This is a genomic window from Alloyangia pacifica, assembly GCF_003111685.1.
GTDB classification, from domain to species: Bacteria; Pseudomonadota; Alphaproteobacteria; order Rhodobacterales; family Rhodobacteraceae; genus Salipiger; species Salipiger pacificus_A.
On the sequence record NZ_CP022190.1, the window covers coordinates 759341 to 783379 of the forward strand.

Genomic DNA, 24039 nt, shown 5'->3' on the forward strand with positions numbered 1-24039 from the left:
CGAAGAGCCATGGCACGAGGACCCGACGGGCAGGGCGGCGGAGCGGGATTCTCGCTCGCCGACCAGTTGTTCCACCGCCAGTCTCTGACCGATCTGGGGCGCGATTTCTCGGTGCTGCCCGGCTTCGACGCGGAACGTTTCGTCGAGACCTCCCTGTCCCGGCTCGCCGGCCTCGGGGTGCACGCACGGCTCGAGGTGCTGGCCGAGGCGCTGGCCGAGCAGCTTCCTTCGGGATTTCCCGAAATGGCGGAACAGGTCGAAGCAGCCCTGCCGGAGCCGCTCGATCCCACGCTCGGCGACGACGACTTCGGGCGGTTCATCCATGCGGTGCCGGGCGTTCTGGCGGTCAAGCATGGCATGGCGTATCCCGAGCGGGCGCTGGACCTGATCCATGCGGCCACGCAGCGCTTTTCGATGGAATTTGCGCTGCGACCCTTCCTCAACCGCTGGCAGGCCGACGTGCTGGCGCGGCTCGACAACTGGGTCGCGGATCCGAACTACCATGTGCGGAGGCTGGTCTCCGAGGGCACCCGGCCCAAGCTGCCCTGGGGCATGGGGATCAGCCTCGATCCGCTGGTGCCGCTGCGCTACCTCGACGCGCTGCATGCGGACAAGACGCGCTTTGTCACGCGCTCGGTGGCCAACCACCTCAACGATCTGTCGAAGATTGCACCGGGCGAGGTGCTCACCCGCCTCGGGCGATGGCAGGAGGAGGCGCGGCAGGCACCCAGGGAGATGGACTGGATCACCCGCCACGCCCTGCGCACTGCGGTGAAGCGCGGCGAGCCCGAGGCCCTGGCTCTGCTCGGCTATCGCCCGGATCTGCCGGTGGCGGCGCGGGTGACGCTTTCCTCCGCGGATGTGAAGATTGGCGACAGGCTGGGCTTTGCGGTCGAGCTGGTTTCGCCCGAGGGCGGGCCAGTGCTGGTGGACTACCGCCTGCGCTTCCACCGTCCGGGCGGCAGCGCAGAGAAAGTGTTCAAGCTGAAGTCGGCCCGGCTCCTGCCCGGCACACCGCTGCGGCTGGACAAGCACCACCGGATGAAGGGCGATGCCACGACCTTTCGGCTGCATCCCGGTCCCCATGCGGTGATCGTGCAGGTCAACGGCCGCGACGTCGCGGAGGCGACTTTCGCACTGAGCGCCTAGGCGTCTCGCCTCAGGGCAGGGAGCCTGGCTTCGACCCGTGCGGCGACGAAACGCGCGATCATCGGCCCGGTGGCGAGCACGATGATGAAGCGCAGCGTCTGCATGGCCATGACAAAGGCCATGTCGACGTTGCTGGCGGCGGCGATCACGGCAACGGAATCGGCGCCGCCGGGGCTGGTCGCGAGGTAGGCGGTCAACGGGTCGACCCCGGCGAAGACCACCAGTGCCGCCGCCATCAGCCCGCAGAGTGCCATCAGCAACAGCACCGAGATCACCAGCCTCGGCAGGGCGCGCGCGGTATGGCGGAGGATGTCACGGCTGAAGCGCAGCCCGATCGTCCAGCCGATAACCGCGTAGGCCAGCGCCATCATCCAGCCCGGCGTCACCGGCGCGAGCCACCCGAGCCCGTTCGCCACCGCGCCCAGAAGCAGCGGGATCAGGAAGGTGCCTGCCGGCATGCGGGTGATCCGGGTCAGCACGATGCCAAGCGCCATGACGATCAGTGCGTCGCGCAGGCCGCGGTCCGGGACTGCGAACAAGGGGGCCGGGTCGCTGGCCATCTCCGGCGCGCCGACGAAGACACGCGCCACCAGCGATGCGCCCGCCGCGACCATGACCACCCGCAGGTATTGCATCACGGCGACAAGCCGGATGTCGGCGCCATGCGCCTCGGCGAGGAAGACCATCGCCTGTGCCGCGCCGGGCGACGCGCCCCAGACCGCGGTGTTGCCCGGCAGCACCTGCCTGAGCGCCAGCACGTAGCCAAGAAGCGCCGCGGCCGCGATCACGAAAACCACCCCGAGCGCGAAGATCGGCCAGTCCTGCGCAATCTCCGGCAGCACCGAGGCGGGGATTTGCCCGGCGATCATCGTGCCCACTGCTGCCTGAGCCAGTTCGAAGAGCGGGCGCGGCGTTGCGATGGCGCGCGGGCCCGACGCCAGCCCGCTCGAGGCCAGCGCGATGGCGGCGATCATTGGTCCCAAGAGCAGCGCCGCGGGAACGTGCAGCAGCTCGAGCCCGGCGCCCAGGACCACCGAGAGCAGGAAGACTGCGAGCCACGCCAGCAGGCGGGAGTGGGTGGGACGGGCCATGCGGCCTCCGCTCGGAACAAGGATGGGCGCGCCCGCCGGAGCGGTCGAGGCCGGGGAGAGCCCGGAGGCTCGGGGCGCGGAGGCGGGGCACGTCCTGCGCTTGGGTCAGGGCGCGCGGCGCCGATCTGCGCCCTTCAGGAAACGGATCGGGCGCCGAATGTCCAGAGGGGATAGCGAGGGGCATGCGATTGCGGTGCCTCAAGGCGTATTGGCGGCGCCTTGAGGCAAGGGGCTTTCTTGGGCCGCATCGGTGCCGGGCAGGCACCGGCCGGGGACCTCCCGAGAGACCGGGTCTTGCAGCGGATCACTCCGGCCCGTCGATCTCCAGCTTCACCGCCGCGTACCAGTCGGCCACTGCGCGGATGTCCTCGTCGGTCATCTCGGCGGCGATCGAGGACATGATGTCATGCTTGCGCTTGCCGGTCCTGAACGCCTTGAGCTGGGTGTCGATGTAGATGTTGACCTCACCCGCGAGGTTCGGCGCCTCGGGCAGCAGGGCGATGCCGTCTGCCCCATGACACGACACGCAGGCCTCGGGTGCATCTGCCTCGCTCACCCCCTCGGGCAAGCTGGCGCTGGCGCTATGCGATCCGTACCAGGCGGCCACATCGGCGATCTGCTGCGCCGTGAGGCCCGCCGCGACGACCGACATCATCTCGTGCTCGCGCGCGCCGCTCTTGAACGCCATGAGCTGGCTCTCGAGATAGGTCTCGGGCTCGCCGCCGATGTTCGGCGCGATGGGGATTTGTGCCATGCCATCAATGCCGTGGCAGGTGCGGCACATGTTGGCGACTTTCCGGCCCGCCGCCGGATCACCGGCAGAGAGCGGGGTGCCCCCGGCGAGCATCAGCCCGCCGAGGATCATCGAGGCGACAGCCCTCATTCGGCCGCCTTGGGAGCGAAGGCGATGCGCCAGATGGCCCCGGCGAAATCGTCCGACACCAGCATCGAGCCATCGCGCAGGAAGGCGACGTCCATCGGGCGTCCGCGATATTCACCGGTCTCTTCGTCGAGCCAGCCGTCGGCGAAGACCTCGGTGTTGGCGGCGTTGCCCTCCTCGTCGAGCGAGGTGAACATCACCCGAGCGCCGACCGGCTCGGTGCGGTTCCACGAGCCGTGCTGTGCCGAGAAGATCCCGCCCTTGTATTTGTCTGGGAACGAGCCACCGGTGTAGAAGCGCATTCCCAGATCTGCCGCATGCGCTTGCATGTTGACCTGCGGCTCGACGAATTCGACGCCCTCGGGACGCTCCACGTCCTTGTAGTCGGGGATCTCGGTGCCGCCGTTGGTCCAGGGGAAGCCGAAGTGCTGCCCGGCTTCGGTCTGGCGGTTCAGCTCGCCCGGCGGGATATCGTCGCCCATGCCGTCCACCTGGTTGTCGGTGAACCACAGCGAGCCGTCGGCAGGGTTGAAGTCATGGCCGACCGAGTTGCGGATCCCGCGGGTGTAGACCTCGCGCCCGGTACCGTCCGTGTTGACCCGGATGATGCCGCCGATGCCCATCTTGTCGTACATCTCCAGCTTGTCCTTGGGCTGGATGTTGTGCGGCTGGCCGAGCGAGATGTAGAGCTTGCCGTCCGGCCCGACGCGGCAGACGCGGGCGGTGTGGTTGAAGCTCTCTTCCTCGGCGGGGATCAGCTCGCCCTTGGCGATCACCTCGCCCACCGCGGGGTCCGGCCCCTCAAAGAAGAACTCCGCCGCCGGGAAGGTCAGCACCCGGTTGCGCTCGGCGATATAGAGGAAACCGTCGGGCGAGAAACACGGCCCGTTCGGCACGTCGAAGGTGACCGAGGGCGCGAAGTCCTTCACCTCATCCGCCACGCGGTTGCGGTCGCGGTCGACGATCGACCAGACCTTGTCCTTGCGGGTGCCCGCAAAAACGACGGTGCCCTGCGGCGCGACAGCCATCGAGCGGGCATCCGGCACCACGGCGTAGAGGCTGACCTCGAAGCCGTCGGGGACGTTGATATGCGGCAGGATTTCCTTCAGCGCGTCGGCGCGTTCGCCCTCCTGGTCGATGAAGGTGAAGGCGGCATCGGTCCGCTGCATGTTGGACAGCTTGTCCATATTGTCCTGCGCAACGACCGGCGTCGTCAGGATGGTGGAAAATAGAAGATTTGAAACGAAATGATTGGCTTTCATGGTTTCCTCCCTAAATCAGCCCTCCACACTCCGCCTGCTGACGGAGTTCCTCCGGGAGGACCTCAGGAAAGCTGCGGGCCCAATGTGCGATTCGTCAACGAATTCCCGCAATTCTAAAGTGCATTTAAAGTGAAGCATTGATGCCGAAAGAGAGCGCTGCGCGGCACGCGGCGCTCTTGTCGGAAACCGTTCGGCCTTACTGCGCCGCCATAGGTCTCCGCGCCAGCTGGCATTCGGCCCAAAGCGACTCGAGCGCCAGAAGAAGCCGCCGGATGTCCTCGGCGGAATGGACCGGCGCGGGGGTGATGCGCAGCCGCTCGGTGCCGCGCGGCACCGTGGGATGGTTGATCGGCTGGATGTAGATGCCGTGCTCGTCGAGCAGCCGGTCCGAGATGTAGCGACATTTCTGCGGGCAGCCGACCATCACCGGGATGATGTGGCTGGGGTTCGGCAGATGCGGCACGCCGATCCGGTCGAGCCCCTCGCGCACGCTGGCCACCGCGCGGCGCTGCGCGGCGCGCTCGCGCTGCGAGCGCTTCAGGTGCGCCACGGCGGCGCGGGCTCCTGCGGCGACGGCGGGCGGCAGCGCGGTGGTGAAGATGAAGCCCGAGGCGAAGCTGCGGATGAAGTCGCAGAGCGTCGCCGACGCGGCGATATAACCACCGGCCACACCATAGGCCTTGCCCAGCGTGCCCTGGATCACGTCGATGCGGTCCATCAGGCCTTCGCGCTCGGCGATGCCGCCGCCGCGCGGTCCGTAAAGGCCGACGGCATGGACCTCGTCGAGATAGGTCATCGCGTTGTAGCGCTCGGCCAGCGCGCAGATCCCAGCGATCGGAGCGATGTCGCCATCCATCGAGTACACGCTTTCGAAGGCGATCAGCTTGGGCCGGTCGAGAGGCAGGGTGGCGAGGTGGCGTTCCAAATCGGCCAGATCGTTGTGCCTCCATATGACCCGCTCTGCCTTGGACTGCCGGATGCCCTCGATCATCGAGGCATGGTTGAGCGCGTCAGACAGGATAACCAGACCCGGAATGCGCGCGCCGAGCGTACCGAGGCTGGCCCAGTTCGACACATAGCCGGAAGTGAAAAGCAGCGCCGCCTGCTTGCCGTGCAGCTCGGCCAGGTCCGCCTCGAGCAGCACGTGCTCGTGGGTGGTGCCAGAGATGTTTCGGGTGCCGCCCGCGCCAGCGCCGCAAGACTCAAGCGCGGTGTGCATCGCCTCAAGCACCGCCGGGTGCTGGCCCATGCCGAGATAGTCGTTCGAGCACCAGATGGTCACCTCGCGGTGCGCGCCGTGGTGGGTGGCAGCGGGAAACGCCCCCCGTAGACGTTGCAGTTCGGCAAAATGGCGGTAGTTGCCGTCGGCCTTGAGCCTGTCGAGCTGGTCGCGGAACAAGGCATCATACATGCTCAGAACTCCGTGGCGGCGCCGGCAATGCGGGCGAGCAGCGCGTTGACCGGCGCCATGCTTTCACGTGCAAAGCTGCGGTAGCCGATCTTGGTCTCGGCGCCCCGGCTCTCGACGAACATCGCATAGGGGCAGAACGCAAGGTTTTCCGGATCCGCTTGCATCACCTCGCGCGAGGTGGTGGCGGAGCAAAAGAGATACACGTCGGCGGCATCGAAAAGATGGGTCTCGGCGCCGATGTCGGCGCCGGTCCGGGCCAGCATCTCGCCGACATGGCTGACGTGATCGACCACCAGCCCCTCGCCGATGATCGCATTCTCGAGCGCGAAAGTCGCCTCCTCGAAGCTGCCGTCATAGGCGTGGGTGATGACCTCCTGCGCCGTGGCGGCGGCCGGCAGGGTGATCAGCAGGGCAAGCGTTCTGAGCATGGCGGGTCTCCGTGGTGCAAGGCCCAGCCGCGGAGTTCCGCGGCCGGGCAGTCCGTCATTCGGCGAAGGTCGAGAGATAGGCGATGACCGCGTCGATAGCCTCGGGCTTGCGCAGTCCGGGGAAGGACATCTTGGTGCCCTTCATCGCCTCCTTGGGCTTCTCGAGGAAGGCGTGCAGCCGCTCGAGGGTCCAGGTCTCGCCTGCGCCGTGCGCCTCCTCAAAGGGCTTGGAGTAGCGGAAGCCGTCGATCGAGCCGATGCCGCGTCCGACGATGCCGTTGAGCTCGGGGCCGGACTTGTTCCTCGCCCCGTCGCCCACCGCGTGGCAGGACATGCACTTTTTGAACACCTTCTCTCCGGCGGCGATCAACTCGGGGTCGGCGGCAGCAAGGGGGGGCGCGGGCTCGGCTGCGGCATCCGTTGCGACCCCTGCGGCCTCGGTACTAGTGACGGCAGAGGCCAGTTCTACTTTTTCGCCGCGGGCCTCTGCAGAAGGCTCAGCCGCAGCCTCGTCGCTGCCATGGTCCGGGGTCACGTCGAGCACGGTGGCGCGCATGGTGATCTCGACGCTCTCCTTGCAATCCGTCATGCAGGGCTCGCCGGTCCATTGCGGGTATTCGGTCTCGGGCCGGTCATCGACGATGAAGCCGCCCTCGTTGGGCATGACCACCTCGGAGAAGGTCTCGTTCGAGAGGGTGAAGTCCTCGTCGACGATGAAGTTCGAATAGAGGATGTAGGCGACAATGGCATAGACCTCGTCCGGCTCCAGCGACTGCGCGTTGCCGAAGGGCATCGAGCGGTGCACGTAGTCCCAGGCGGTCGACAGGTGCGGCCAGTAGCTGCCCACGGTCTTCACCGGATCCTTGTTGGCCAGCGTGTCCTCGCCGCCGGCCAGCTTCGGCCAGTTGCCCGATCCTTCTGCGAACTCACCGTGGCAGGAGGCGCAGTTCTCGGAAAAGAGCATCTCGCCATCCTCGACCGAGCCGCTGCCGGGCGGCAGGCCGGTGCCGTCGGGCGAGACGTCTAGGTTCCAGGCGGCGATCTCCTCGGGCAGGGCTTCGCGGCCGATACCGAGCGGGTCGTCCTTGGGCGCTTCGCCGGCCCCGGCGGCGGCGACGAGGCCGCCCGCAGGGGAAGGCGGCGCGGCGAGCTGAAGCGGGGTCAGGCTCCGCAGGTCGGCGGGCGCCTGAGCCACGAAACGGTCGGCCATGTTGACCGCGAAGGTCAGGGTGACCGCGATGCCGCCGAAGACGCTGCCGTAGAGTTTAAGAGACTTCGACATTTTCGGCCTCCCCGTTTGGTTTGACCCACCAGGTCTGTATGCAGTTGTTGTGATAGACCGAGTTCTCTCCGCGCACGTTGCGCAGCTGCGTCTTGGTGGGCTGCACGTAGCCGGTCTCGTCCATGGCGCGGGACTGCACGAACATCTCTTCGCCATTCCATTCGGTGTCGAGGTAGAAGCGGGTGAGCGCCTTGTTCTCGCCCTCGCGGGCAAGCCGCGCGGTTTGCCAGTTACGACCGCCGTCGGTGGAGACGTCGACGCGGGTGATCCTGCCGTGGCCGGACCAGGCGAGGCCGGTGATCACCAGCGGGCCGTGGCCGTGCTTGATCGGCGCCTGCGGACTGGGCGAGGTGACGACGGATTTCGCGTCCATCACCCAGGTCCACTTGCGCGAGGTGCCGTCGGCCAGCGTGTCCGTGTACTTGGAGGTCTCCTCGCGGCTCTCGACGGGGCCGTCCAGTACCTCGATGCGGCGCAGCCATTTCACCCACATGTTGCCTTCCCAGCCGGGCACCACGAGGCGCACCGGGTAGCCGTGCTCCTTGCGCAGGGCCTCGCCGTTGGCCTTGAAGGCGACGAGCACGTCGTCGAGCGCCTTGTCCATCGGGATCGAGCGGCCGTTGGAGGAGGCATCTGCGCCCTCGACATAGACCCATTTGTCGGTGGTCGCGGGCAGGCCTGCCTCGCGCAGCAGGGTGCGCAGCGGCACACCGGTGTATTCCATGTTGTGGATCATGCCGTGTGTGAACTGCGCGCCGTTGAGCTGCGCGCCCGCCCATTCCATGCCGGTGTTCGCGGCGCACTCGCAGAAGTAGACGTGGTTCTCGCGCGGGAAGCGCTCCAGGTCTTCGTAGGTGAAGATTAGCGGTCTATCGACCAGCCCGTTGATCATCAGGCGGTAATCGCTCTTGCTGAGCTCGATCGCGCCCGAGTGGTGCCGCTCGAAGGCGCAGCCCTGCGGTGTGATCGTGCCATCAAGCGCGTGGATCGGGGTGAAGTTGATCGAGCTGATCGGGTCGGCAGTCAGCCAGGGCACGTTGCGGCGCACCACGTCGTCCTCGAAGCGGATCGGCAGCCCGTAGGGGGTGGCATCGACGCCGTCGCCGAGGCCCTGCGCCCAGGGCTGCACCTCGGTGATCAGCGGATCGGGTTCTGCGGCCCGCGCGGCCCCTGCGGTCACGGCCACGGTGGCGGCCCCCTTCAGGAAGGCACGGCGCGATGTCTTCGGCTCGCTCATTTTGTCCTCCTTTGTTCTTTTGGGGTCCTGCGTCATGCGCCAACCACCTCGACCGAGGTGTTCTCGTCCAGCTGCACGCGGCCCAAACTGCGGATGTGGCTTTCCACGACGTCCCAGATCGGCGGGCCCTCGGTGGCCTCGTTGACGCTGGCCCAGCCGGCGACGGTGTAGCTCTTCGCGGGGTCGATCGCCTCGCCGGTCCCCAGCAACGTCATGTTCGAGATGCGCTGTCCCACCGGGGCGCTCACGTCGATGCGGTAGCCGAGCCCGCCGACGCGAACCATGTCGCCGCCCTGCTGGTAGTAGGGATCGGGGTTGAAAATGTTGTCGGCGACGTCTTCCAGGACGGTCTTCAGGAACGCGCCGGTCATCTCCGAGCGATAGGCCTCGGGGTAGCTCATCGAGGTGACGTTCCACAGATCCTCGCGGGTGATCGGATCGCCCTCGAGCAGCGATGGTCCCCAGCGCACGCCGGGAGAAAGGGCGATCTGCGCGTCGCGCTGGGTCAGCAATGCGTCACAGATCAGGTCGTCCCAGGTGCCGTTGAAATTGCCCCGGCGGTAGAGCGTGGTGTCGGTATGGCCGATGACCTCGGACAGCTGCTCGGCATAGGGCGCGCGCTGCGCGTCGATGAGCGCGGTCATCTCGGGGTCGGCGGCAATCACATCCGAGAAAATCGGGATCAGCTTGTGGCGGAACCCCATCATCCGGCCATCGCGCACGTCGAGATCGACGCGGGAGACGAACTTGCCGTTGGAGCCCGAGGCGATCAGGATCGTCTCGCCCACGAGCACCGGCTCGGGCAACGCGTCGTGCGTATGGCCCGAGAGCAGCACGTCTATGCCGGTGACCTTCTCGGCCATCTTCTTGTCGACGTCGAAGCCGTTGTGGCTGAGCACCACGACCAGCTCGGCGCCGGCCGCGCGGACCTCGTCGACCATCTCCTGCATGCGCGCGTCGCGGATGCCGAAGGAATACTCGGGGAACATCCAAGATGGGTTGGCGATCGGCAAGTAGGGGAACGCCTGGCCGATGACGGCGATCTTCACGCCGCCACGTTCGAAGAACTTGTAAGGTTGGAACAGCTCGGCCGGCTCGTCCCACTCGGCATCAAAGATGTTCTGGCCGAGCGCGGCGAAGGGCAGCCTCTCGACGATCTCGCGCACCCGCTCCGAGCCGAGGGTGAACTCCCAGTGGAAGGTCATCGCGTCGGGCTTCAGCAGGTTCATCACGTTGACGCAGTCCTGCCCGGCGGTCTGGTAGCAGGTATAGCTGCCGTGCCAGGTGTCGCCGCCATCGAGCAGCAGCGCGTCCGGGCGCTCGGAGCGGATCTGTTTCACCACGGTCGCCACCCGGTCCATGCCGCCGACACGGCCATAGCCGCGGGCGAGGGCGGTGAAATCGCCCGAGGAGAGTGCGTAGTGGGAGGGGGATCCGTCCTCGATGCCGTACATCTTGCGGAACTCGGCACCGGTGAGGTGGGGGACCTCGCCATGGTTGCCGCCGACGCCGATGTTGACGGAAGGCTCGCGGAAATAGATCGGCTTCAGCTGCGCGTGGATGTCGGTGATGTGGATCAGCGAGACATTCCCGAAGGCTGGCATGGCCAGCAGGTCGTCCTGCGTCAGGCGCTGTTGCGCCGCGAGCCGTGCCCAGTTGCCGAAGCCGGAGCCGCCATAGGCCGCTGCGGCAGCCATGGAGACCTGGAGGAAATCACGTCGGGAGATCATCGGGGTATCCTTGTACGCATTCAAATTCGTGAATTCGTGTGGGGAGAGAAACCCCGCGCGAGCATCTCGCGCGGGGCTGGGATCAGTTGCGGACGGAGGGGCCTTCGACCGACAGGCCGTTGCCGCGAGAGGCGACGTAGAGCTCGAGCGCGATGAACTCGGGGCTGCCCGGCGAATAGGTCTCGGCGCGGGTGTCGCGCACGCAGCCCTTGAAGCGCGACTGCACCCCGTTGAGGGCCGCGTTCTTCAGCCGGTAGGTCGGGAACCCATTGATCTGGCCTTGGCTGAGATGGTCTGCGCGGATGTAGTTTCCGTAGTTCTGCTCGTGGCAGTTGGCGCAGGAAAGCTCGAGCTGGCCGGTGCGGGTGTAGTAGAGGTCCTTGCCCTGCTCCCAGACCGCCTCGACCGGGCCGTCGATGGCCACGTCGACCGGCATCCCGCGCGACACCGAGGCCAAGAGCGCCTCCATGTTGATCGCATCGGCGCTGTCGTATTTCCAGGGCTCGGCCCCCATGCGCTCGGTGCGGCAGCCGTTGACCTGCATCTGCAGGGTTCGGACTTCCTCGGCCGCGTCGTTCCACTTGGGATAGCTGGCCTTGACACCGGCCATCTCCTCGGGTGCGCCGTGGCAGGAGGCGCAGCTCTCGCCCTCGGTACCGTCGACCATATCCCATTGCTCGCGGGCCTGATCGACGAAGATCATTCCGGGGTTGTCGAAGTCGTCGAGCTCCAGCGCCTGGGTCTCGTCCGAGCGGAAGTGCCAGCCCGAGATGACCTCGTCCATTACGTCTGACAGGAACGCCGGGGCCGGGGCCTTGGTGGTGATCTCGATCTCGCCGTTGATGACGAGCTCGTCGTCATCCGGCCCGCCAGCCAGCACCACCAGCGGTGCGGCCAGCAGGGCGAGCGCGGTGAGCGCAATCGCCTTGCGTGTCATGTGTCTCCTCCCTCAAGTTGGCCCGGCCGGCATGGGAACGGGCAAGACGGTATCGGGCGCCCGGCTCCTCTCCGGGCGTCCCGCCGTGTATCAGGCGATCTCGATCGGCTTGGTGTCCGTGTAGGTCGAGCCGTCATCGTCGTACCAAGTGAAGGTGAATTCCCCGGCCTCGGGCACCAGCGCCTCGAACTCGAAGTAGGGGTTGGTCGAAATCGCTGGCTCCATCTTCACGTCGATGACGTTCTGGCCGTTGAAGTCGCAGGTGAAGCGGTTGATGATCGAGCGCGGGATCAGGTTTCCCTCCTTGTCCTTGCGCTGGCCGCTTTCCATCGGGTGGCTGATCAGTGTTTTGAGGGTGATCACCTCGCCCGCGGACGCGGACTTGGGAACCTTGACGCGGGGTTTCACTCCGGATGCCATCTGTCTTGTCTCCTCTTAGCCGCCGCAGCCGCCGATGGTGACCTTCACGGTCTTGGCGGTGCGCGCGAAACTGCCGTCCTCGAGCTTCGCCACCGCGATCACGTCCTGCGTGCCGGCAAGCCTGATGCGGGTCGAGGCCATGCGCGAGCCGGCCAGCGGGCCGAAGGAAAAAGTGGCGACGGCGGGGGTTGGGTTGCCGGCGGCAAGCACCAGGATCTCGGACGCGCCGGGCGCATCCACGCTGATCGGCACGGTGTTGCCATTCTCGGCGATCTCCGGCGCGGTCAGCTCGACGCCGCTGTCGCCGATGTCGGCACCGCCGGTGAACTCGGCGATCAGGTCGTCGACCGAGGCATTGGCGCGGAAGGGCAGGACCGTCAGCGCCATGGCGCCAAGGGCAAGCCCAAAGGTGTCTCGTCTGGTCAGGCTCATGCCGTCTCCTCTCTCAGCTGTCCTGAAGGGTCATCAGGAAGGCCACCACGTCCTCCACCTCTTGGGCGGAAAGGATCGGCGGCAGGTCATCGGGCGCGGCTTTTCCGGTGTAGCCGTCGCCGGGCCGGATGAAGCCGCTGGTCTTGTAGAAGGCGGGCATCACCGTGCCGTCGAACATCTTCTTGGCGTTGGCGACGATGCCGCGCAGCTCGGCCTCGGAGCGATATCCGCCGACGCCGTCGAGCGTTGGGCCGACTTCGCCGTGGAACGGCGCGTCGGCCAGCGCGGTGACCGCATGGCAGGCCACGCAGTTGCCCTTCGACCTGGTGGTCATGATTTCGGCACCCTTCGCGGGATCGCCCGCGGTGCCGGACAGCGAGACCTTTACCTCGCCGTATTCGGTGAAGCTGACGTCATCTGGATCTGTCGTGTCTGCCAGCACGGCAGACGCAACGATCCCGATGACGGACGCAAGTGCGACCGTTGTTTTCATGTCTCCTCCCCTTCCATGACTTGAATGCTACGGCACACATCAAGGTTTTTGCAACAACAAATTCATAGCCATGAATTTAAAGATATGTACACCATCCGACAGCGCCGTCCTTCGGGACCTCTCAACCAAGGCGCCGCCTGTGCTTTGGCCTGTAACTGTCGAGCCTTGTCAGTTCCTTGCGCGGCCCTCTTCAAGTTTCCGAGCGTGGTACTTCTGGAACGGCTCGTCGCCATCGTAGCCCTTCTCCAGCACCCATCGCAGCATGTGGCGGGTGGTGCTCTTCTCGAAGGCGCCGGGCATGACGGCCACCGCAGCCTGCGGCGCGGGCACCTCCTTCAGCTCCTCCGGCAGGAAGATCATCGTGGGCGTGAAAAGCATTCCCCAGCGCCGCACCATGTCCTTCTCGGGCAGAACCGTGCCATCGAGGTCGGTGACCTCTACATCGCCGAACATGTTGATCTGGATGACGAAGAAATCTTCGGAGAGCATCCTCTCGATGTCCGGCTGCGGGTACACCTCCTCGTGCATCTTGGTGCAGTAGATGCAGCCGCGCTGCTCGATGAGAATCAGGAGGCGCTGACCGGCAGCATTGGCCTCGGCCAGATCCTCGCGAAGATCCTTGAAGGTGTCGTGCATCCAGGGCGCCTTGTGCAGCCCGTCGTCGCCGAGTTGGGCAGCGGGCGCGGGCAGGGCGGTGGCCAGCGCGATCAGCGCCGCCGAGGCCAGCGCGGGGAACAGTCGTGTCATCACTCTCCTCCTTTGGAGTGGGCAAGGTCAGCCGATGCGGCTGAACCAGGGGATGGTGTCGATGAGCCAGGCGGCGATCAGGTTGACGCTGTTGGTCGCGATGAGCACGCCGAACAGGATGAGCAGCACTCCCATGGCCTTTTCCACCCGCCCGAGCTGGCGGCGGAAACGGGCCATGAAGCGCAGGAAGGGGCCGATGAAGACGGCAGCCAGCACGAAGGGCAGGGTCATCCCGCTGCCATAGGTGAGCAGCAGCAGCGCGCCGTGCTGCGCGGTGTCCTGCCCGGCGGCGGTGAAGAGAATTGCCGCAAGCACCGGACCTACGCAGGGGGTCCAGCCGAAGGCAAAGGCCAGCCCGATGACGTAGGCGCCTACGAAGCCGGTTGCGCCCCGGGCCTCGGATCGGACTTGCCGGTAGAGCAGGGGAATGCGCAGCACGCCGAGAAAATGCAGCCCCATCAGGATGATGATCGCAGCGGCGACCCAACGCAGCACACCGAACCATTCGCGCACCATCTGGCCGAAAACGGTGGCCGTGGCGCCCAGTCCGATGAAGACGGTGATCACCCCGAGCGCGAAAAGCACCGCTCCGGTCACCGCGCGGCGGCGCAGCCCGGGCGGCACGACGCCGGTCTCGGCGACCACATGCACCCCCTGTCCGGCAAGATAGGACAGGTAGAAGGGCACGATCGGCAGAATGCAGGGTGAGAGGAAAGACAGCAGTCCGGCAAGGAAAGCGCCCAGAAAAGTGACATCAAACATCTTTGCGACGCTCCTACCTCAATACATATTCGCATATAACGTTACGTATGTGATAGGCTCTTGGTCAATCCACTGTGGAACACCCCAGATGCGACTTCTTCTCCTGCTCCTTCTGATCCTGCCCCTGCCTCTGCGGGCCGAGACCCTGCTGCTCATGGCCGAGCAGGCTGGTTGCCGCTATTGCGAGGCCTGGGACAAAGAAATCGCGCCGATCTATCCCAAGACCGCAGAGGGGCAGGCCGCGCCGCTGCGCCGGGCCGACATTCGTGACCTGCCGCAAGATATTGACCTCGCGCGGCCCGTTGCCTTTACGCCAACGTTCATTCTGGTGACGGACGGGATGGAAACTGGGCGAATCGAAGGCTATCCTGGAGAAGACTTTTTCTGGGCACTGCTTGCCCGCTTGATCGAAGAGGTTTCCGCCTCGCCCGCGCCACCTCCCGCGCAGATTAACGGATGACGCCGATGTCGAACGCAGCCCACCTCCCCGTCTTTGACGAGGGTATGAGCGAGCCGGAAATGGACCGGTTCATGGAAAAGGCCGAAGAGGCGTCGAACCTGCTCAAGGCGATGAGCCACGGCGGGCGGATGATGATCCTGTGCCACCTTGCCTCGGGCGAAAAATCGGTCACCGAACTCGAGGATCTGCTCTCGGCGCGGCAGTCGGCGGTCTCGCAGCAGCTCTCTCGGCTGCGGCTCGAGGGGCTGGTCACGCCGCGGCGGGACGGCAAGACGATCTACTACTCGTTGACGGATGACCGTCCGAAGAAGATCATGGAAGTCATCTACGACCTGTTCTGTCGGGAGGAGTGACCGGCGGCGCATGCTGGCGGTCGGAAGGGAGCGACAGTCGGAATGTTCGATTTTGGTGACGGCGCCGCGCTGGCGGCGCTCGTGGGATTGCTTGGAGGCATCGCACTTGGCCTTGCCGCCCGGCTCGGGCGTTTCTGCACGCTCGGCGCGATCGAGGACGCGCTCTATTCCTCGGACACCCGGCGTCTGAGGACGTGGGGGCTTGCGATCGGCACGGCGGTGATCGCCACGCAGACCGCGATTTCCGCGGGATGGCTCGACGCCGGCGAGACTTTCTATCTCTCGCGGCAATGGTCGCTGCCCGGCACCGCGCTCGGCGGGCTGCTCTTCGGCTACGGCATGGCGCTCTCGGGCAACTGCGGCTACGGCGCTTTGGCGCGTCTTGGCGGCGGAGACCTGCGCTCGCTGGTGATCGTCGTCGTCATGGGGCTGACCGCCTATGTCACCCTCTCTGGCCCGCTGGCGCTGCTGCGGATCACCGTCTTTCCCGACACGCCGGCCACGTCGCCGCAAGCGTTGTCGCAGATCACCGGGGCACCGCTGCTGACCGGGCTGGTGGTGGGCGGTGCACTGATCGTGATCTCGCTGTCGGGCGGCGGCATGGCGCGCGCCGGCCGGCACATCTTCTGGGGGGTGGTGGTTGGCCTCGCGGTAACCTCGGGCTGGGTCGGCACGCAGATGGCCGCGACGCAGAGCTTCGGCGCAACCTCAATCGAGAGCCATTCCTTCGCGCGCCCGCTTGGCGAGACCCTTCTGTGGCTGATGACGGCCTCGGCGGCGGCGCCCGGCTTTGCCGTGGGCTCAGTGGGTGGCGTTCTGATCGGCGCCTTCCTCGGCTCGCTGCGCAAGGGGCACTTCCGGTGGGAGGCCTGTGAGGACCCGCGCGAGTTGAAACGGCAGATCCTAGGGGCGGCGCTGATGGGCCCGGGGGCGGTTCTGGCCGCGGGCTGCAGCGTCGGGCAGGGGCTGAGCGCTTTCTCCCTGCTGTCGTTCAGCGCCCCCGTCGCGCTGCTGTCGATCTTCGCGGGGGCGGCGATCGGGCTGCGCCAGCTCATCGTCGGTTTCGCGCCCGCAGAGTAGCGACGCATTCAGCTCTTCCCGTCCCACGATTTGCATCATAGAATGCGAATGTGTGAATGGGAGGAGAGACCATGCCACTGACCCGCAGACACCTGCTGCAAACTGCCGCGGCCTCCGGCCTCGTGCCGCTGCTGCCCCGTAGGCTGATCGCCGAGACCCAGCTCGGTACGGGCCGGCTGCTCACCGTAAGCGACGGCAACCTCGTGCTGCCCGGCGACTTCGTGTTCGACGGCATGCCCGAGCCCGAACTGGCGTCGATCCTTGCCGCGCTGCGCATCGACCGCCAGCGACTGACACCCGAATGCAACGTGACCCTCTGGCAGGATGGCGAGCAGACCGTGCTCTTCGACGTCGGCGCGGGGCCTGATTTCATGCAGAGCGCCGGGGCGCTGCAAGGCAACCTCGACGCCGCCGGGATCACCCCCGAGCAGGTGACGGCAGTGGTGTTCACCCATGCGCATCCCGACCACATCTGGGGGCTTCTCGACGATTTCGACGAGCCCGCGTTTCCAGAGGCCCGCTACCTCATGGGCCGCGCGGAATGGGACTACTGGTGGGATCCGGCGACCGTGGAGTCCATCGGCGCCGAACGCCAACTCTTCGCTCTCGGCGCGCGGCGGAGGATGGAGGTGATCGAGGACCGGATCGAGCGCTTCGAGGATGGCGATGAAATCCTGCCCGGCCTCGCGGCGATCCTCACGCCGGGGCACACGCCCGGCCATATGTCGTTCGAACTGCGGCAAGGACAGGCGGCGGCGCTGGTCGTCGGTGATGCCATTGGCAACGACCACGTGGCCTTTGCCCGCCCGGGGTGGGAGGCGAACTCTGACCAGGACCCAGAACTGGGCGCGAAGACCCGCGTGGCGCTGATGGACCGGCTGGTGCAGGAACAGATGCCGGTCATCGGCTTCCACCTGTCGCAAGGCGGCATGGGCCACGTGGAGCGGGCGGAGGATGGATACCGCTTCGTCCCGCTCTGAGGCGTGGGGCGGCGGGGCCGCCCCAGCGCATGTCTAGTGGGCAATCATCACGTGCCGCGCCACGGTGTAATCCTCGAGCGCATACATCGACATGTCCTTGCCGTAGCCCGACTGCTTGAGCCCGCCGTGCGGCATTTCGTTGACCAGCATGAAGTGGGTGTTCACCCAGGTGCAGCCGTATTGCAGCCGTGCCGACATATCGAGCGCCCGGCCGATGTTCTCGGTCCAGACCGAGGAGGCAAGCCCGTACTGGCTGTCGTTGGCCCAGGCCACGGCGGTGTCGGCATCGTCGAAACGGGTGATCGAGACGACGGGGCCGAAGACCTCGCGCTGGACGATCTCGTCCTCCTGCAGGGCGCCCGCGATGACCGTGGGGCGGTAGTAGAAGCCCGAGCCCTCGTGCAGGGCGCCGCCGGTGGTCACCTCGATGTGTTTGAGCTCCGAGGCGCGCTGCACGAAGCTCGCCACCCGGTCGCGCTGGCGCTGCGAGATGAGCGGCGGGATCTCGTTCTTGGTGTCGTCGGCATCGTCGAAGGTGATCGAGGAGACGGCCGAGGAGAGATCCGCCACCAGATTGTCGTAGACCTTCGCGCCCGCGTAGATGCGGCAGGCGGCGGTGCAGTCCTGCCCGGCGTTGTAATAGCCGAAGGCGCGCAGCCCCTCGACGACGCGACCGAGATCGGCGTCGTCCATGACGATGACCGGGGCCTTGCCGCCCAGCTCCAGATGCGTCCGCTTGACCGACTTCGAGGCCGCCTGCAGCACCTTGCGCCCTGTCGCCACGTCGCCGGTGATCGAGACCATGTCGACCTGCGGGTGGTTGATCAGCGCGTTGCCGACGGTGGCGCCCTGGCCGACAATCACGTTGACCACGCCTGCGGGGAAGATCCCGGCGATGATCTCGGCCATCAGGAGCGCGGTCAGCGGCGTCTGCTCCGAGGGCTTCATCACCACCGTGTTGCCGCCCGCCAGCGCCGGGGCCAGCTTCCAGGCCATCATCATCATCGGGTAGTTCCACGGCGCGATCGAGGCGACGACGCCGATGGGATCGCGGCGGATCATCGAGGTGTGGCCCTCCATGTATTCACCCGCCACGGGCCCGTGCATGTTGCGCACCGCGCCGGCGAAGAAACGGAAGCAGTCGGCCACCGCAGGCACCTCGTCACCCCGCACACACTCGATGGGTTTGCCGCAGTTGAGCGATTCAAGCGCCACGAACTCCTCGGCCCGCGCCTCGATGGCGTCGGCCAGCGCCAGCAGCAGCCCGGAGCGGTGTGCCGCGGTGGTGCGCGCCCAGCCGGAGAAGGCGGCGCGGGCAGCGCCCACGGCGCGGTTCACCTGATCCATGTCCGCCTCGGGCATCTTCACGATCAGCTCGCCGGTGCGAGGGTTGAGCACCGCTTCCTCGGTCTCTTTCCCGGCTTCCTGAGCACCGCCGATCAGCATCTTGGTCTGCATGATGTCCTCCGTTACTTTACGTTCTTTACTTGCCCTGACCGGCGACCGCTTCGGTCCCGCGGGTGAGATAATAGGCGCCCAGGATGGGCAGCAGGGTGACCAGCACCACCACCATGGCGACCACGTTGGTCACCGGGCGTTCGCGCGGGCGCACCAATTCCTCGAGCATCCAAATGGGCAGCGTCTGCTGCTGCCCGGCGGTGAAGGTGGTGACGATGACCTCGTCGAAGCTGAGTGCAAAGGCGAGCATGCCGCCCACCACCAGCGCGGTGGCGATATTGGGCAGGATCACGTACCGCAGCGTCTGGAAGAGGTTGGCGCCCAGATCCATCGAGGCCTCGATGAGGCTGCCGCTGGTGCGGCGGAAACGGGCGACAGCGTTGTTGTAGACGATCACCACGCAGAAGGTCGTGTGGCCGAGCACGATGGTCCAGGTGCTGAACGGCACCTCGGCGATGGAAAAGGCCGAGCGCAGGGCGATGCCCGTCACAACGCCCGGCAGGGCGATGGGCAGGATCACCAAGAGCGAGATGCTCTCGCGGCCGAAGAACTTCGTGCGGCTGACGGCGGCGGCGCAGAGCGTGCCGAGGATCATCGCCAGCAGCGTCGAGATCGCCGCGACCTTGAGGCTGAGCGCCATCGCCTCCCAGACGTCGGGCCGCTCCCACGTGGCCGCGAACCACTTCAAAGTGTAGCCGGGCGGCGGCCACTGGAAGGATTTCTCTTCCGTGGTGAAGGCGTAGACGAAGATGAGCAGGATCGGCAGATGCAGGAACAGCAGCCCCGCGGCAGCGGCGATCTTGAGCTTCAGAGAGGCGCGCTCAGAGTGCATCGAAGGCCCCCATGCGCTTGGCGATCCAGAGGTAGACGCCCATGATCACGATCGGCACCACGGCGAAGGCGGCGGCCAGCGGGATGTTCCCGGCGATGCCCTGGTGTTGGTAGACTGCCTGGCCGATGAACAGCCGCGAGGTTCCGATGATCTGCGGGATGATGTAATCCCCCAGCGTCAGCGAGAAGGTGAAGATCGAGCCCGCGACCACCCCCGGCAGCGCCAACGGCAGCAGCACGTGGCGAAAGGTCTGCGAGGGTGTCGCGCCGAGATCGCCGCTGGCCTCGAGCATCGAGGTCGGCACCCGCTCCAGCGCGGCCTGGATCGGCAGCACCATGTAGGGCAGCCAGACGTAGACGAAGACAAGGAAGGTGCCCGTCGGGCTGACCGAGAGCGAGTTGCCCCCGATGACCGGCAGCGCGAGATAGGCGTCGAGGAGCCATGTCAGGTGCAGCCCGTCGAAGATCCAGGTCAGAATGCCTTCCTTTGCAAGGATCAGTTTCCAGGCGTAGACCTTCACCAGGTAGCTCGACCACAGCGGCATCATGATGCCGAGGTAGAAGAGCGCCCGCCACGCGCCCCTGGCGTAGCGCGCGGCATAGTAGGCGATGGGAAAGGCGACCGCGGCGGAGGCCACCGTGACCAGCGCCGCCATGCCCACGGTGCGGCGGATGATGTCGAAGTTGGCCGGGGTGAAAAGTTCGGCATAGGTCGCCAGCGTGACCTCGTGGTTGATCAGCCCGGTGAAGTGGTCGATCGAGAAGAAGCTCTGCAGCAGCAGCGCAAAGAGCGAGCCGAGGTAGATGATCCCGAGCCAGAGCGCCGGCGGCGTCAGCAGGATCAGCAAGAGCAGCTTCGGACGCCGCCAAAGGGTGTCGGAAACCCGCGTCAGCAGCCCTTCGGAGGGGCCAGCCTGCGCGGTTGGGCTCGTATCTACCATGCTCATGCCCCGGCTCGCTGGTCGGGCCGCATCAGGTGCAGATCCTCGGGTGCCCAGCTCAACGCCACCTCGTCGCCCTCGCGGGGGCGCAGCGCGTCCTGCGGCAAGAGCGCGGTCAGCCGTGTGCCGCCCGCGTCGAAGCTGACCCGCGTGCTGAGACCAAGGAAGCTGAGCCCGGTGACACGCGCCTTCAGCGGCCCCTCGGAGGTCAGCCGCAGCCGTTCGGGACGGATCGCGGCGGGGCAGGTCTCGCCGGTCAGCCGGACGACCAGCGCCTCGGGCAGCACGTTGGACGAGCCGACGAAATCAGCGACAAAGGGCACCTCGGGTCGGAAGTAGATGTCCTCGGGGCTGCCGACCTGGATGATCTTGCCGTCGTTGAACACCGCCACGCGGTCGGCCATCGACAGCGCCTCGCCCTGGTCGTGGGTGACGAAGACGAAGGTGATGCCAAGCTGGCGCTGCAGGGTCTTCAGCTCTTCCTGCATCTGCTCGCGCAGCTTCAGATCGAGCGCGCCGAGCGGCTCGTCGAGCAGCAGCACCCGCGGCTTGTTGACCAATGCGCGGGCTAGTGCGACACGCTGGCGCTGGCCGCCCGACAACTCGGAAGGCTTGCGGCTGCCGTAGCCGCCGAGCCGCACCATCTCGAGCGCCGCCTCGGCCTCGGCGTGGCGTTCGCGTTTGCCACGCCCGGCGATCATCAGCCCGTAGGCGACGTTGTCGCGGACGTTGAGATGCGGGAACAACGCGTAATCCTGGAACACCGTGTTCACCTGCCGCTTGTAGGGCGGCAGATCGGCGACGGGGGCGCCGAAGATGCGGATGTCGCCCGCCGTCGGGCGCTCGAAGCCGGCGATCAGGCGCAGGCAGGTGGTCTTGCCCGAGCCCGAGGGCCCCAGCATGGCGAAGAACTCGCCTTCGGCAATGTCGAGGATGACGTCATCCACCGCCTTCACCGCCCCAAAGTGGCGGGAGACGTGGTCGAAGCTCACGGCTGGCATGGGAGTATTCCGGTTCTTGTGCCCGCGCCGCAGGGTGGCGGCGCGGGGAAGGTCAGGGCAGGGCGATCAGCGGCCGCCGATCACGCCGATGTAGTCGGACACCCAGCGGTAGTAGGGCACGCATTCGTCCTGGCTCTCGCAGTTCGCCACCGGGGTCTTCCAGAACTTGATCTTGTCGAACTGCGCGAGGCCGTTGGCGTCGCAGCCTTCCTGGGTCTGCATGCCCGAGCCGTCCGAGCAGGCGGAGGGCACCGAAGGCACCGCGCCGAACCAGACCGACAGATCGGACTGCAGGTTGGACGAGAGCGTGTGCTCCATCCACTTGTAGGCGCAGTTCGGATGCTCGGCCTCGGCGTGCAGCATGGTGGTGTCGGCCCAGCCGGTGGCGCCTTCCTCGGGGATCACCGAGGCGACGGGCACGCCGTCGGCCTGCAGCAGGTTGACCTGGAACGGCCAGGACCCCGAGGCGACCATGCCTTCGTTCTTGAAGTCGTCGATCTGGATGAAGGCGTCGTGCCAGTAGCGGCTCACCAGCTCGCGCTGGCCGCGCAGCAGGTCGAGCGCGGCAGCATATTGGTCGGCGTTCAGCTCATAGGGGTCGGTGATCCCGAGTTCGGGCTGGTGCGCCATGAGGTAATTGGCTGCGTCTGCGATGTGGATCGGCCCGTCATAGGCCTGCACCCGTCCCTTGTTGCTCGATCCGTCGGCGAGGGTTGTTTCCTCGAACACGACGTTCCACGAGGTCGGCGCCTCGGGGAAGGCCTCGGTGTTGTACATCAGCACGTTCGGACCCCACATGTAGGGGGTGCCGTAATGCTCGCCGTCCACCGTATGCCAAGGCGCGTCCTTCAGGCGGTCGTCCACCTTGCTCCACGAGGGGATGAGGTCCACGTTGATCGGCTGCACGCGCTTGCCCGCGATCATCCGCAGCGAGGCGTCGCCCGAGGCGGTGACGAGGTCAAACCCGCCCTCGTTCATCAGCGCCACCATTTCGTCCGAGGTGTTGGCGGTTTTCACGGAGACCTTGCAGGAGGTTTCTTCCTCGAACTTGGTGACCCAGTCAAAGGCGGCATCGGTCTCGCCACGCTCGATGTATCCGGCCCAGGCGACGATCGACAGCTCACCTTCGCCCTCGCCGATCTCGGTCATCTGCGCGACGGCGCTCGTCGCCAGCGAAGCGGCGGTGATCGCGCTCACTGCGGCGGTGATGAAACGGTTGGTCATTGCACTCTCCCTGTGGGCAGGCCGCAGGAGACGGGTGGCCTTGCGAGACACGTCCCCGGCTCGGGCGACGGCCCGAAATTCGCTGTTGGTGTCAGAGCCGGTGGCGACCTGCGCCGCGGCACGGGGGCGTCTTTCGGCCGTTCGGCCACGCGCCATTCTCCCGCACGAAAATCATGTGACGCCGTCGCTGCGTTCGCAAATTCATAAATCAGAAATGACCATTCGGAAAAACCGATAGCCCGGACCTTCAGAACCGTCCCGGTCTTTCGGCCTGTCCCATCCGCGCCAGCGAGAGGAAATCCTGCACCGCTTCCGATAGTGGCAACCCCTTGCGCCAGACCATGCCCACCTGCACGATCGGCAGGCTGCCCGAGACGTCGCGGCTCTCGATCCGGTCGCCGTCGAGCGACCACGGCCGGTAGACGAGGTCCGGCAGCAGCGCCACGCCCGCGCCGGTGGCAACGAGGCTGCGCACCGCCTCCACCGACCGCGTGCGAAAGGCGATCTGCGGCTTGCGTCCGAAGGCCGAGAGCAACTTCACCGCCTCCTCCTCCATCTCGTCGACGTTGAGCATGATGAGCTGTTCGCGCGCCACGTCGTCGAGGCCGATGCTCTCGCGGGCCGTCAGCTTGTGGCCCAGCGGCAGCCAGAGCCGGAAGGAGGAGACGTCGAGGATCTCGGATTGCAGCGCCATGCGGTCGCGCAGGTTGGAGATCACCATGACCGCCACGTCGAGCTCGCCGCCGATCAGCAGGTGCTCGAGGTATTCGCCCTGATCCTCCAGAGCCGAGACCTCCACCGCAGGGTTCATCCGCCGGTAACGCGACAGCAGGTCGGACATGACGTAGCCCGCCATCAGTGAGGTCACCCCGATGTTGAGCCGCCCCTGCGTGGTGCCCGGTGCGCGCTGAAAGGCCCGCCGCGCGCCCGACACGTCCGACAGGATCTTCGTCGCGTGGCGCAGGAACTGGTGGCCGCTGTGGGTGATGTCGAGGCCGCGCGCGTGGCGCTCGAACAGGGTGACGCCGAGATCTGCCTCGAGGTTCTTCAGCGCCTCGGTCACCGCCGATTGCGAAATTGACAGCGTCTGCGCCGCACCGATCACCGAGCCCTTCTCGGCCACGGCGACGAAATAGCGGAGTTGTTTCAAGGTAAAGGACATGGCGCGCTCCCCGGGTGTCAGGCGCATTGAAGGGCGCTTTGCGCGCACCGCGCAAGCCTGTTCCTCGGGGAAGGGGCAACGCGCCGCCAAGGTGGGCTGGAGCGCGGACAATGAGGGCAGAGGTGGCGCGGCGAGGCGCATGAGGGAAATGGTTTGCTCATATCGGGCAGAATCTTGGAATGAGATTGCTGTGTTCGGCGGTCCGGGAGAGCGCATTTGGAAACTCTTGCGCCTCTGCCGATGCTAGGCTGCTTTCAACCGCGCTGAACGCGCAAAGCTGCCCCATCG

At 66.4% G+C, this 24039-nt stretch carries 25 protein-coding genes; 5 read left to right on the plus strand and 20 right to left on the minus strand.

The genetic code is table 11. The features are described from left to right. The first annotated feature begins 9 nt into the window (after positions 1-9). Positions 10-1149: a hypothetical protein gene (locus CEW88_RS16495; RefSeq protein ID WP_108968963.1), complete on the plus strand. Its 1140-nt coding sequence runs from the start codon at positions 10-12 to the stop codon at positions 1147-1149. Here the strand turns inward: CEW88_RS16495 and CEW88_RS16500 are convergent. The 14 genes from CEW88_RS16500 to CEW88_RS16565 all read right to left on the minus strand — a co-directional run bounded on the left by CEW88_RS16500 (position 1146) and on the right by CEW88_RS16565 (position 14261). Continuing rightward, positions 1146-2240, minus strand: a complete 1095-nt coding sequence (locus CEW88_RS16500) for an AbrB family transcriptional regulator (protein ID WP_108968965.1) — start codon at positions 2238-2240, stop codon at positions 1146-1148. The genes CEW88_RS16495 and CEW88_RS16500 overlap by 4 nt on opposite strands. Positions 2241-2544: 304 nt before the next feature. Continuing rightward, the gene (locus CEW88_RS16505; RefSeq protein WP_108968966.1) at positions 2545-3123 is read right to left on the minus strand and encodes a c-type cytochrome; all 579 of its coding nucleotides are present in this window, start codon (positions 3121-3123) and stop codon (positions 2545-2547) included. Further along, positions 3120-4382 (minus strand): PQQ-dependent sugar dehydrogenase, encoded by a 1263-nt coding sequence (locus tag CEW88_RS16510; protein ID WP_108968969.1) that lies wholly within the window; start codon positions 4380-4382, stop codon positions 3120-3122. The genes CEW88_RS16505 and CEW88_RS16510 overlap by 4 nt, the downstream gene beginning before the upstream one ends. A gap of 196 nt (positions 4383-4578) precedes the next feature. After that, positions 4579-5793, minus strand: a complete 1215-nt coding sequence (gene hemA / locus CEW88_RS16515) for a 5-aminolevulinate synthase (protein WP_108968971.1) — start codon at positions 5791-5793, stop codon at positions 4579-4581. A 2-nt stretch (positions 5794-5795) separates the two neighbouring features. Further along, the gene (locus tag CEW88_RS16520) at positions 5796-6221 is read right to left on the minus strand and encodes a DUF302 domain-containing protein (protein ID WP_108968972.1); all 426 of its coding nucleotides are present in this window, start codon (positions 6219-6221) and stop codon (positions 5796-5798) included. A gap of 55 nt (positions 6222-6276) precedes the next feature. Further along, entirely contained in the window at positions 6277-7503 is a 1227-nt protein-coding gene (locus CEW88_RS16525; protein ID WP_108968974.1) for a c-type cytochrome, read from the minus strand. After that, on the minus strand, positions 7487-8740 hold the full coding sequence (gene soxC, locus CEW88_RS16530) for a sulfite dehydrogenase (protein ID WP_108968976.1): 1254 nt from the start codon (positions 8738-8740) through the stop codon (positions 7487-7489). Before soxC ends, CEW88_RS16525 begins: the two co-directional genes overlap by 17 nt. Positions 8741-8772: 32 nt before the next feature. Next, complete coding sequence (gene soxB / locus CEW88_RS16535) at positions 8773-10470, minus strand: thiosulfohydrolase SoxB (protein WP_108968978.1); 1698 nt, start codon at positions 10468-10470, stop codon at positions 8773-8775. 82 nt (positions 10471-10552) lie between these two features. Next, a complete protein-coding gene (gene soxA, locus CEW88_RS16540; RefSeq protein ID WP_108968980.1) occupies positions 10553-11407 on the minus strand; it encodes a sulfur oxidation c-type cytochrome SoxA in 855 nt (284 codons plus the stop codon). Between the two features lie 90 nt (positions 11408-11497). Next, on the minus strand, positions 11498-11827 hold the full coding sequence (soxZ, locus tag CEW88_RS16545) for a thiosulfate oxidation carrier complex protein SoxZ (protein WP_108968982.1): 330 nt from the start codon (positions 11825-11827) through the stop codon (positions 11498-11500). A gap of 15 nt (positions 11828-11842) precedes the next feature. Beyond that, positions 11843-12259 carry a thiosulfate oxidation carrier protein SoxY gene (gene soxY / locus CEW88_RS16550; RefSeq protein WP_108968984.1) on the minus strand — a complete coding sequence of 139 codons (417 nt, stop codon included), beginning with the start codon at positions 12257-12259 and terminating at the stop codon, positions 11843-11845. A 13-nt stretch (positions 12260-12272) separates the two neighbouring features. After that, a complete protein-coding gene (gene soxX / locus CEW88_RS16555; protein ID WP_108968986.1) occupies positions 12273-12752 on the minus strand; it encodes a sulfur oxidation c-type cytochrome SoxX in 480 nt (159 codons plus the stop codon). 168 nt (positions 12753-12920) lie between these two features. Next, complete coding sequence (locus CEW88_RS16560) at positions 12921-13499, minus strand: thioredoxin family protein (RefSeq protein ID WP_108968988.1); 579 nt, start codon at positions 13497-13499, stop codon at positions 12921-12923. Positions 13500-13526: 27 nt separating this feature from the next. Further along, complete coding sequence (locus CEW88_RS16565; protein WP_108968990.1) at positions 13527-14261, minus strand: cytochrome c biogenesis CcdA family protein; 735 nt, start codon at positions 14259-14261, stop codon at positions 13527-13529. 88 nt (positions 14262-14349) lie between these two features. On the opposite strand from CEW88_RS16565, the gene CEW88_RS16570 reads away from it, so the two are divergent. The 4 genes from CEW88_RS16570 (at position 14350) to CEW88_RS16585 (ending at position 17134) form a co-directional block, all read left to right on the plus strand. After that, positions 14350-14721 (plus strand): hypothetical protein, encoded by a 372-nt coding sequence (locus CEW88_RS16570; RefSeq protein WP_108968992.1) that lies wholly within the window; start codon positions 14350-14352, stop codon positions 14719-14721. Between the two features lie 5 nt (positions 14722-14726). Then, entirely contained in the window at positions 14727-15074 is a 348-nt protein-coding gene (locus CEW88_RS16575) for an ArsR/SmtB family transcription factor (RefSeq protein ID WP_235940372.1), read from the plus strand. Positions 15075-15116: 42 nt separating this feature from the next. Then, positions 15117-16154 (plus strand): YeeE/YedE family protein, encoded by a 1038-nt coding sequence (locus tag CEW88_RS16580; RefSeq protein WP_108968996.1) that lies wholly within the window; start codon positions 15117-15119, stop codon positions 16152-16154. A 71-nt stretch (positions 16155-16225) separates the two neighbouring features. Then, on the plus strand, positions 16226-17134 hold the full coding sequence (locus CEW88_RS16585; RefSeq protein ID WP_108968998.1) for an MBL fold metallo-hydrolase: 909 nt from the start codon (positions 16226-16228) through the stop codon (positions 17132-17134). 33 nt (positions 17135-17167) lie between these two features. Here the strand turns inward: CEW88_RS16585 and CEW88_RS16590 are convergent, their stop codons facing one another. The 6 genes from CEW88_RS16590 to CEW88_RS16615 all read right to left on the minus strand — a co-directional run bounded on the left by CEW88_RS16590 (position 17168) and on the right by CEW88_RS16615 (position 23751). Beyond that, a complete protein-coding gene (locus tag CEW88_RS16590) occupies positions 17168-18592 on the minus strand; it encodes a gamma-aminobutyraldehyde dehydrogenase (protein ID WP_108969000.1) in 1425 nt (474 codons plus the stop codon). A gap of 25 nt (positions 18593-18617) precedes the next feature. Continuing rightward, positions 18618-19424 carry an ABC transporter permease gene (locus tag CEW88_RS16595; protein ID WP_108969002.1) on the minus strand — a complete coding sequence of 269 codons (807 nt, stop codon included), beginning with the start codon at positions 19422-19424 and terminating at the stop codon, positions 18618-18620. Further along, positions 19414-20364 carry an ABC transporter permease gene (locus CEW88_RS16600; RefSeq protein WP_108969004.1) on the minus strand — a complete coding sequence of 317 codons (951 nt, stop codon included), beginning with the start codon at positions 20362-20364 and terminating at the stop codon, positions 19414-19416. Before CEW88_RS16600 ends, CEW88_RS16595 begins: the two co-directional genes overlap by 11 nt. Positions 20365-20366: 2 nt before the next feature. Beyond that, positions 20367-21365, minus strand: a complete 999-nt coding sequence (locus CEW88_RS16605; RefSeq protein WP_108969006.1) for an ABC transporter ATP-binding protein — start codon at positions 21363-21365, stop codon at positions 20367-20369. Positions 21366-21431: 66 nt separating this feature from the next. Then, positions 21432-22589, minus strand: coding sequence for an ABC transporter substrate-binding protein (locus CEW88_RS16610; protein WP_108969008.1), 1158 nt, complete (start codon positions 22587-22589; stop codon positions 21432-21434). Positions 22590-22836: 247 nt separating this feature from the next. Then, a complete protein-coding gene (locus CEW88_RS16615) occupies positions 22837-23751 on the minus strand; it encodes a LysR family transcriptional regulator (RefSeq protein WP_108969889.1) in 915 nt (304 codons plus the stop codon). Between the last annotated feature and the right edge of the window lie 288 nt (positions 23752-24039).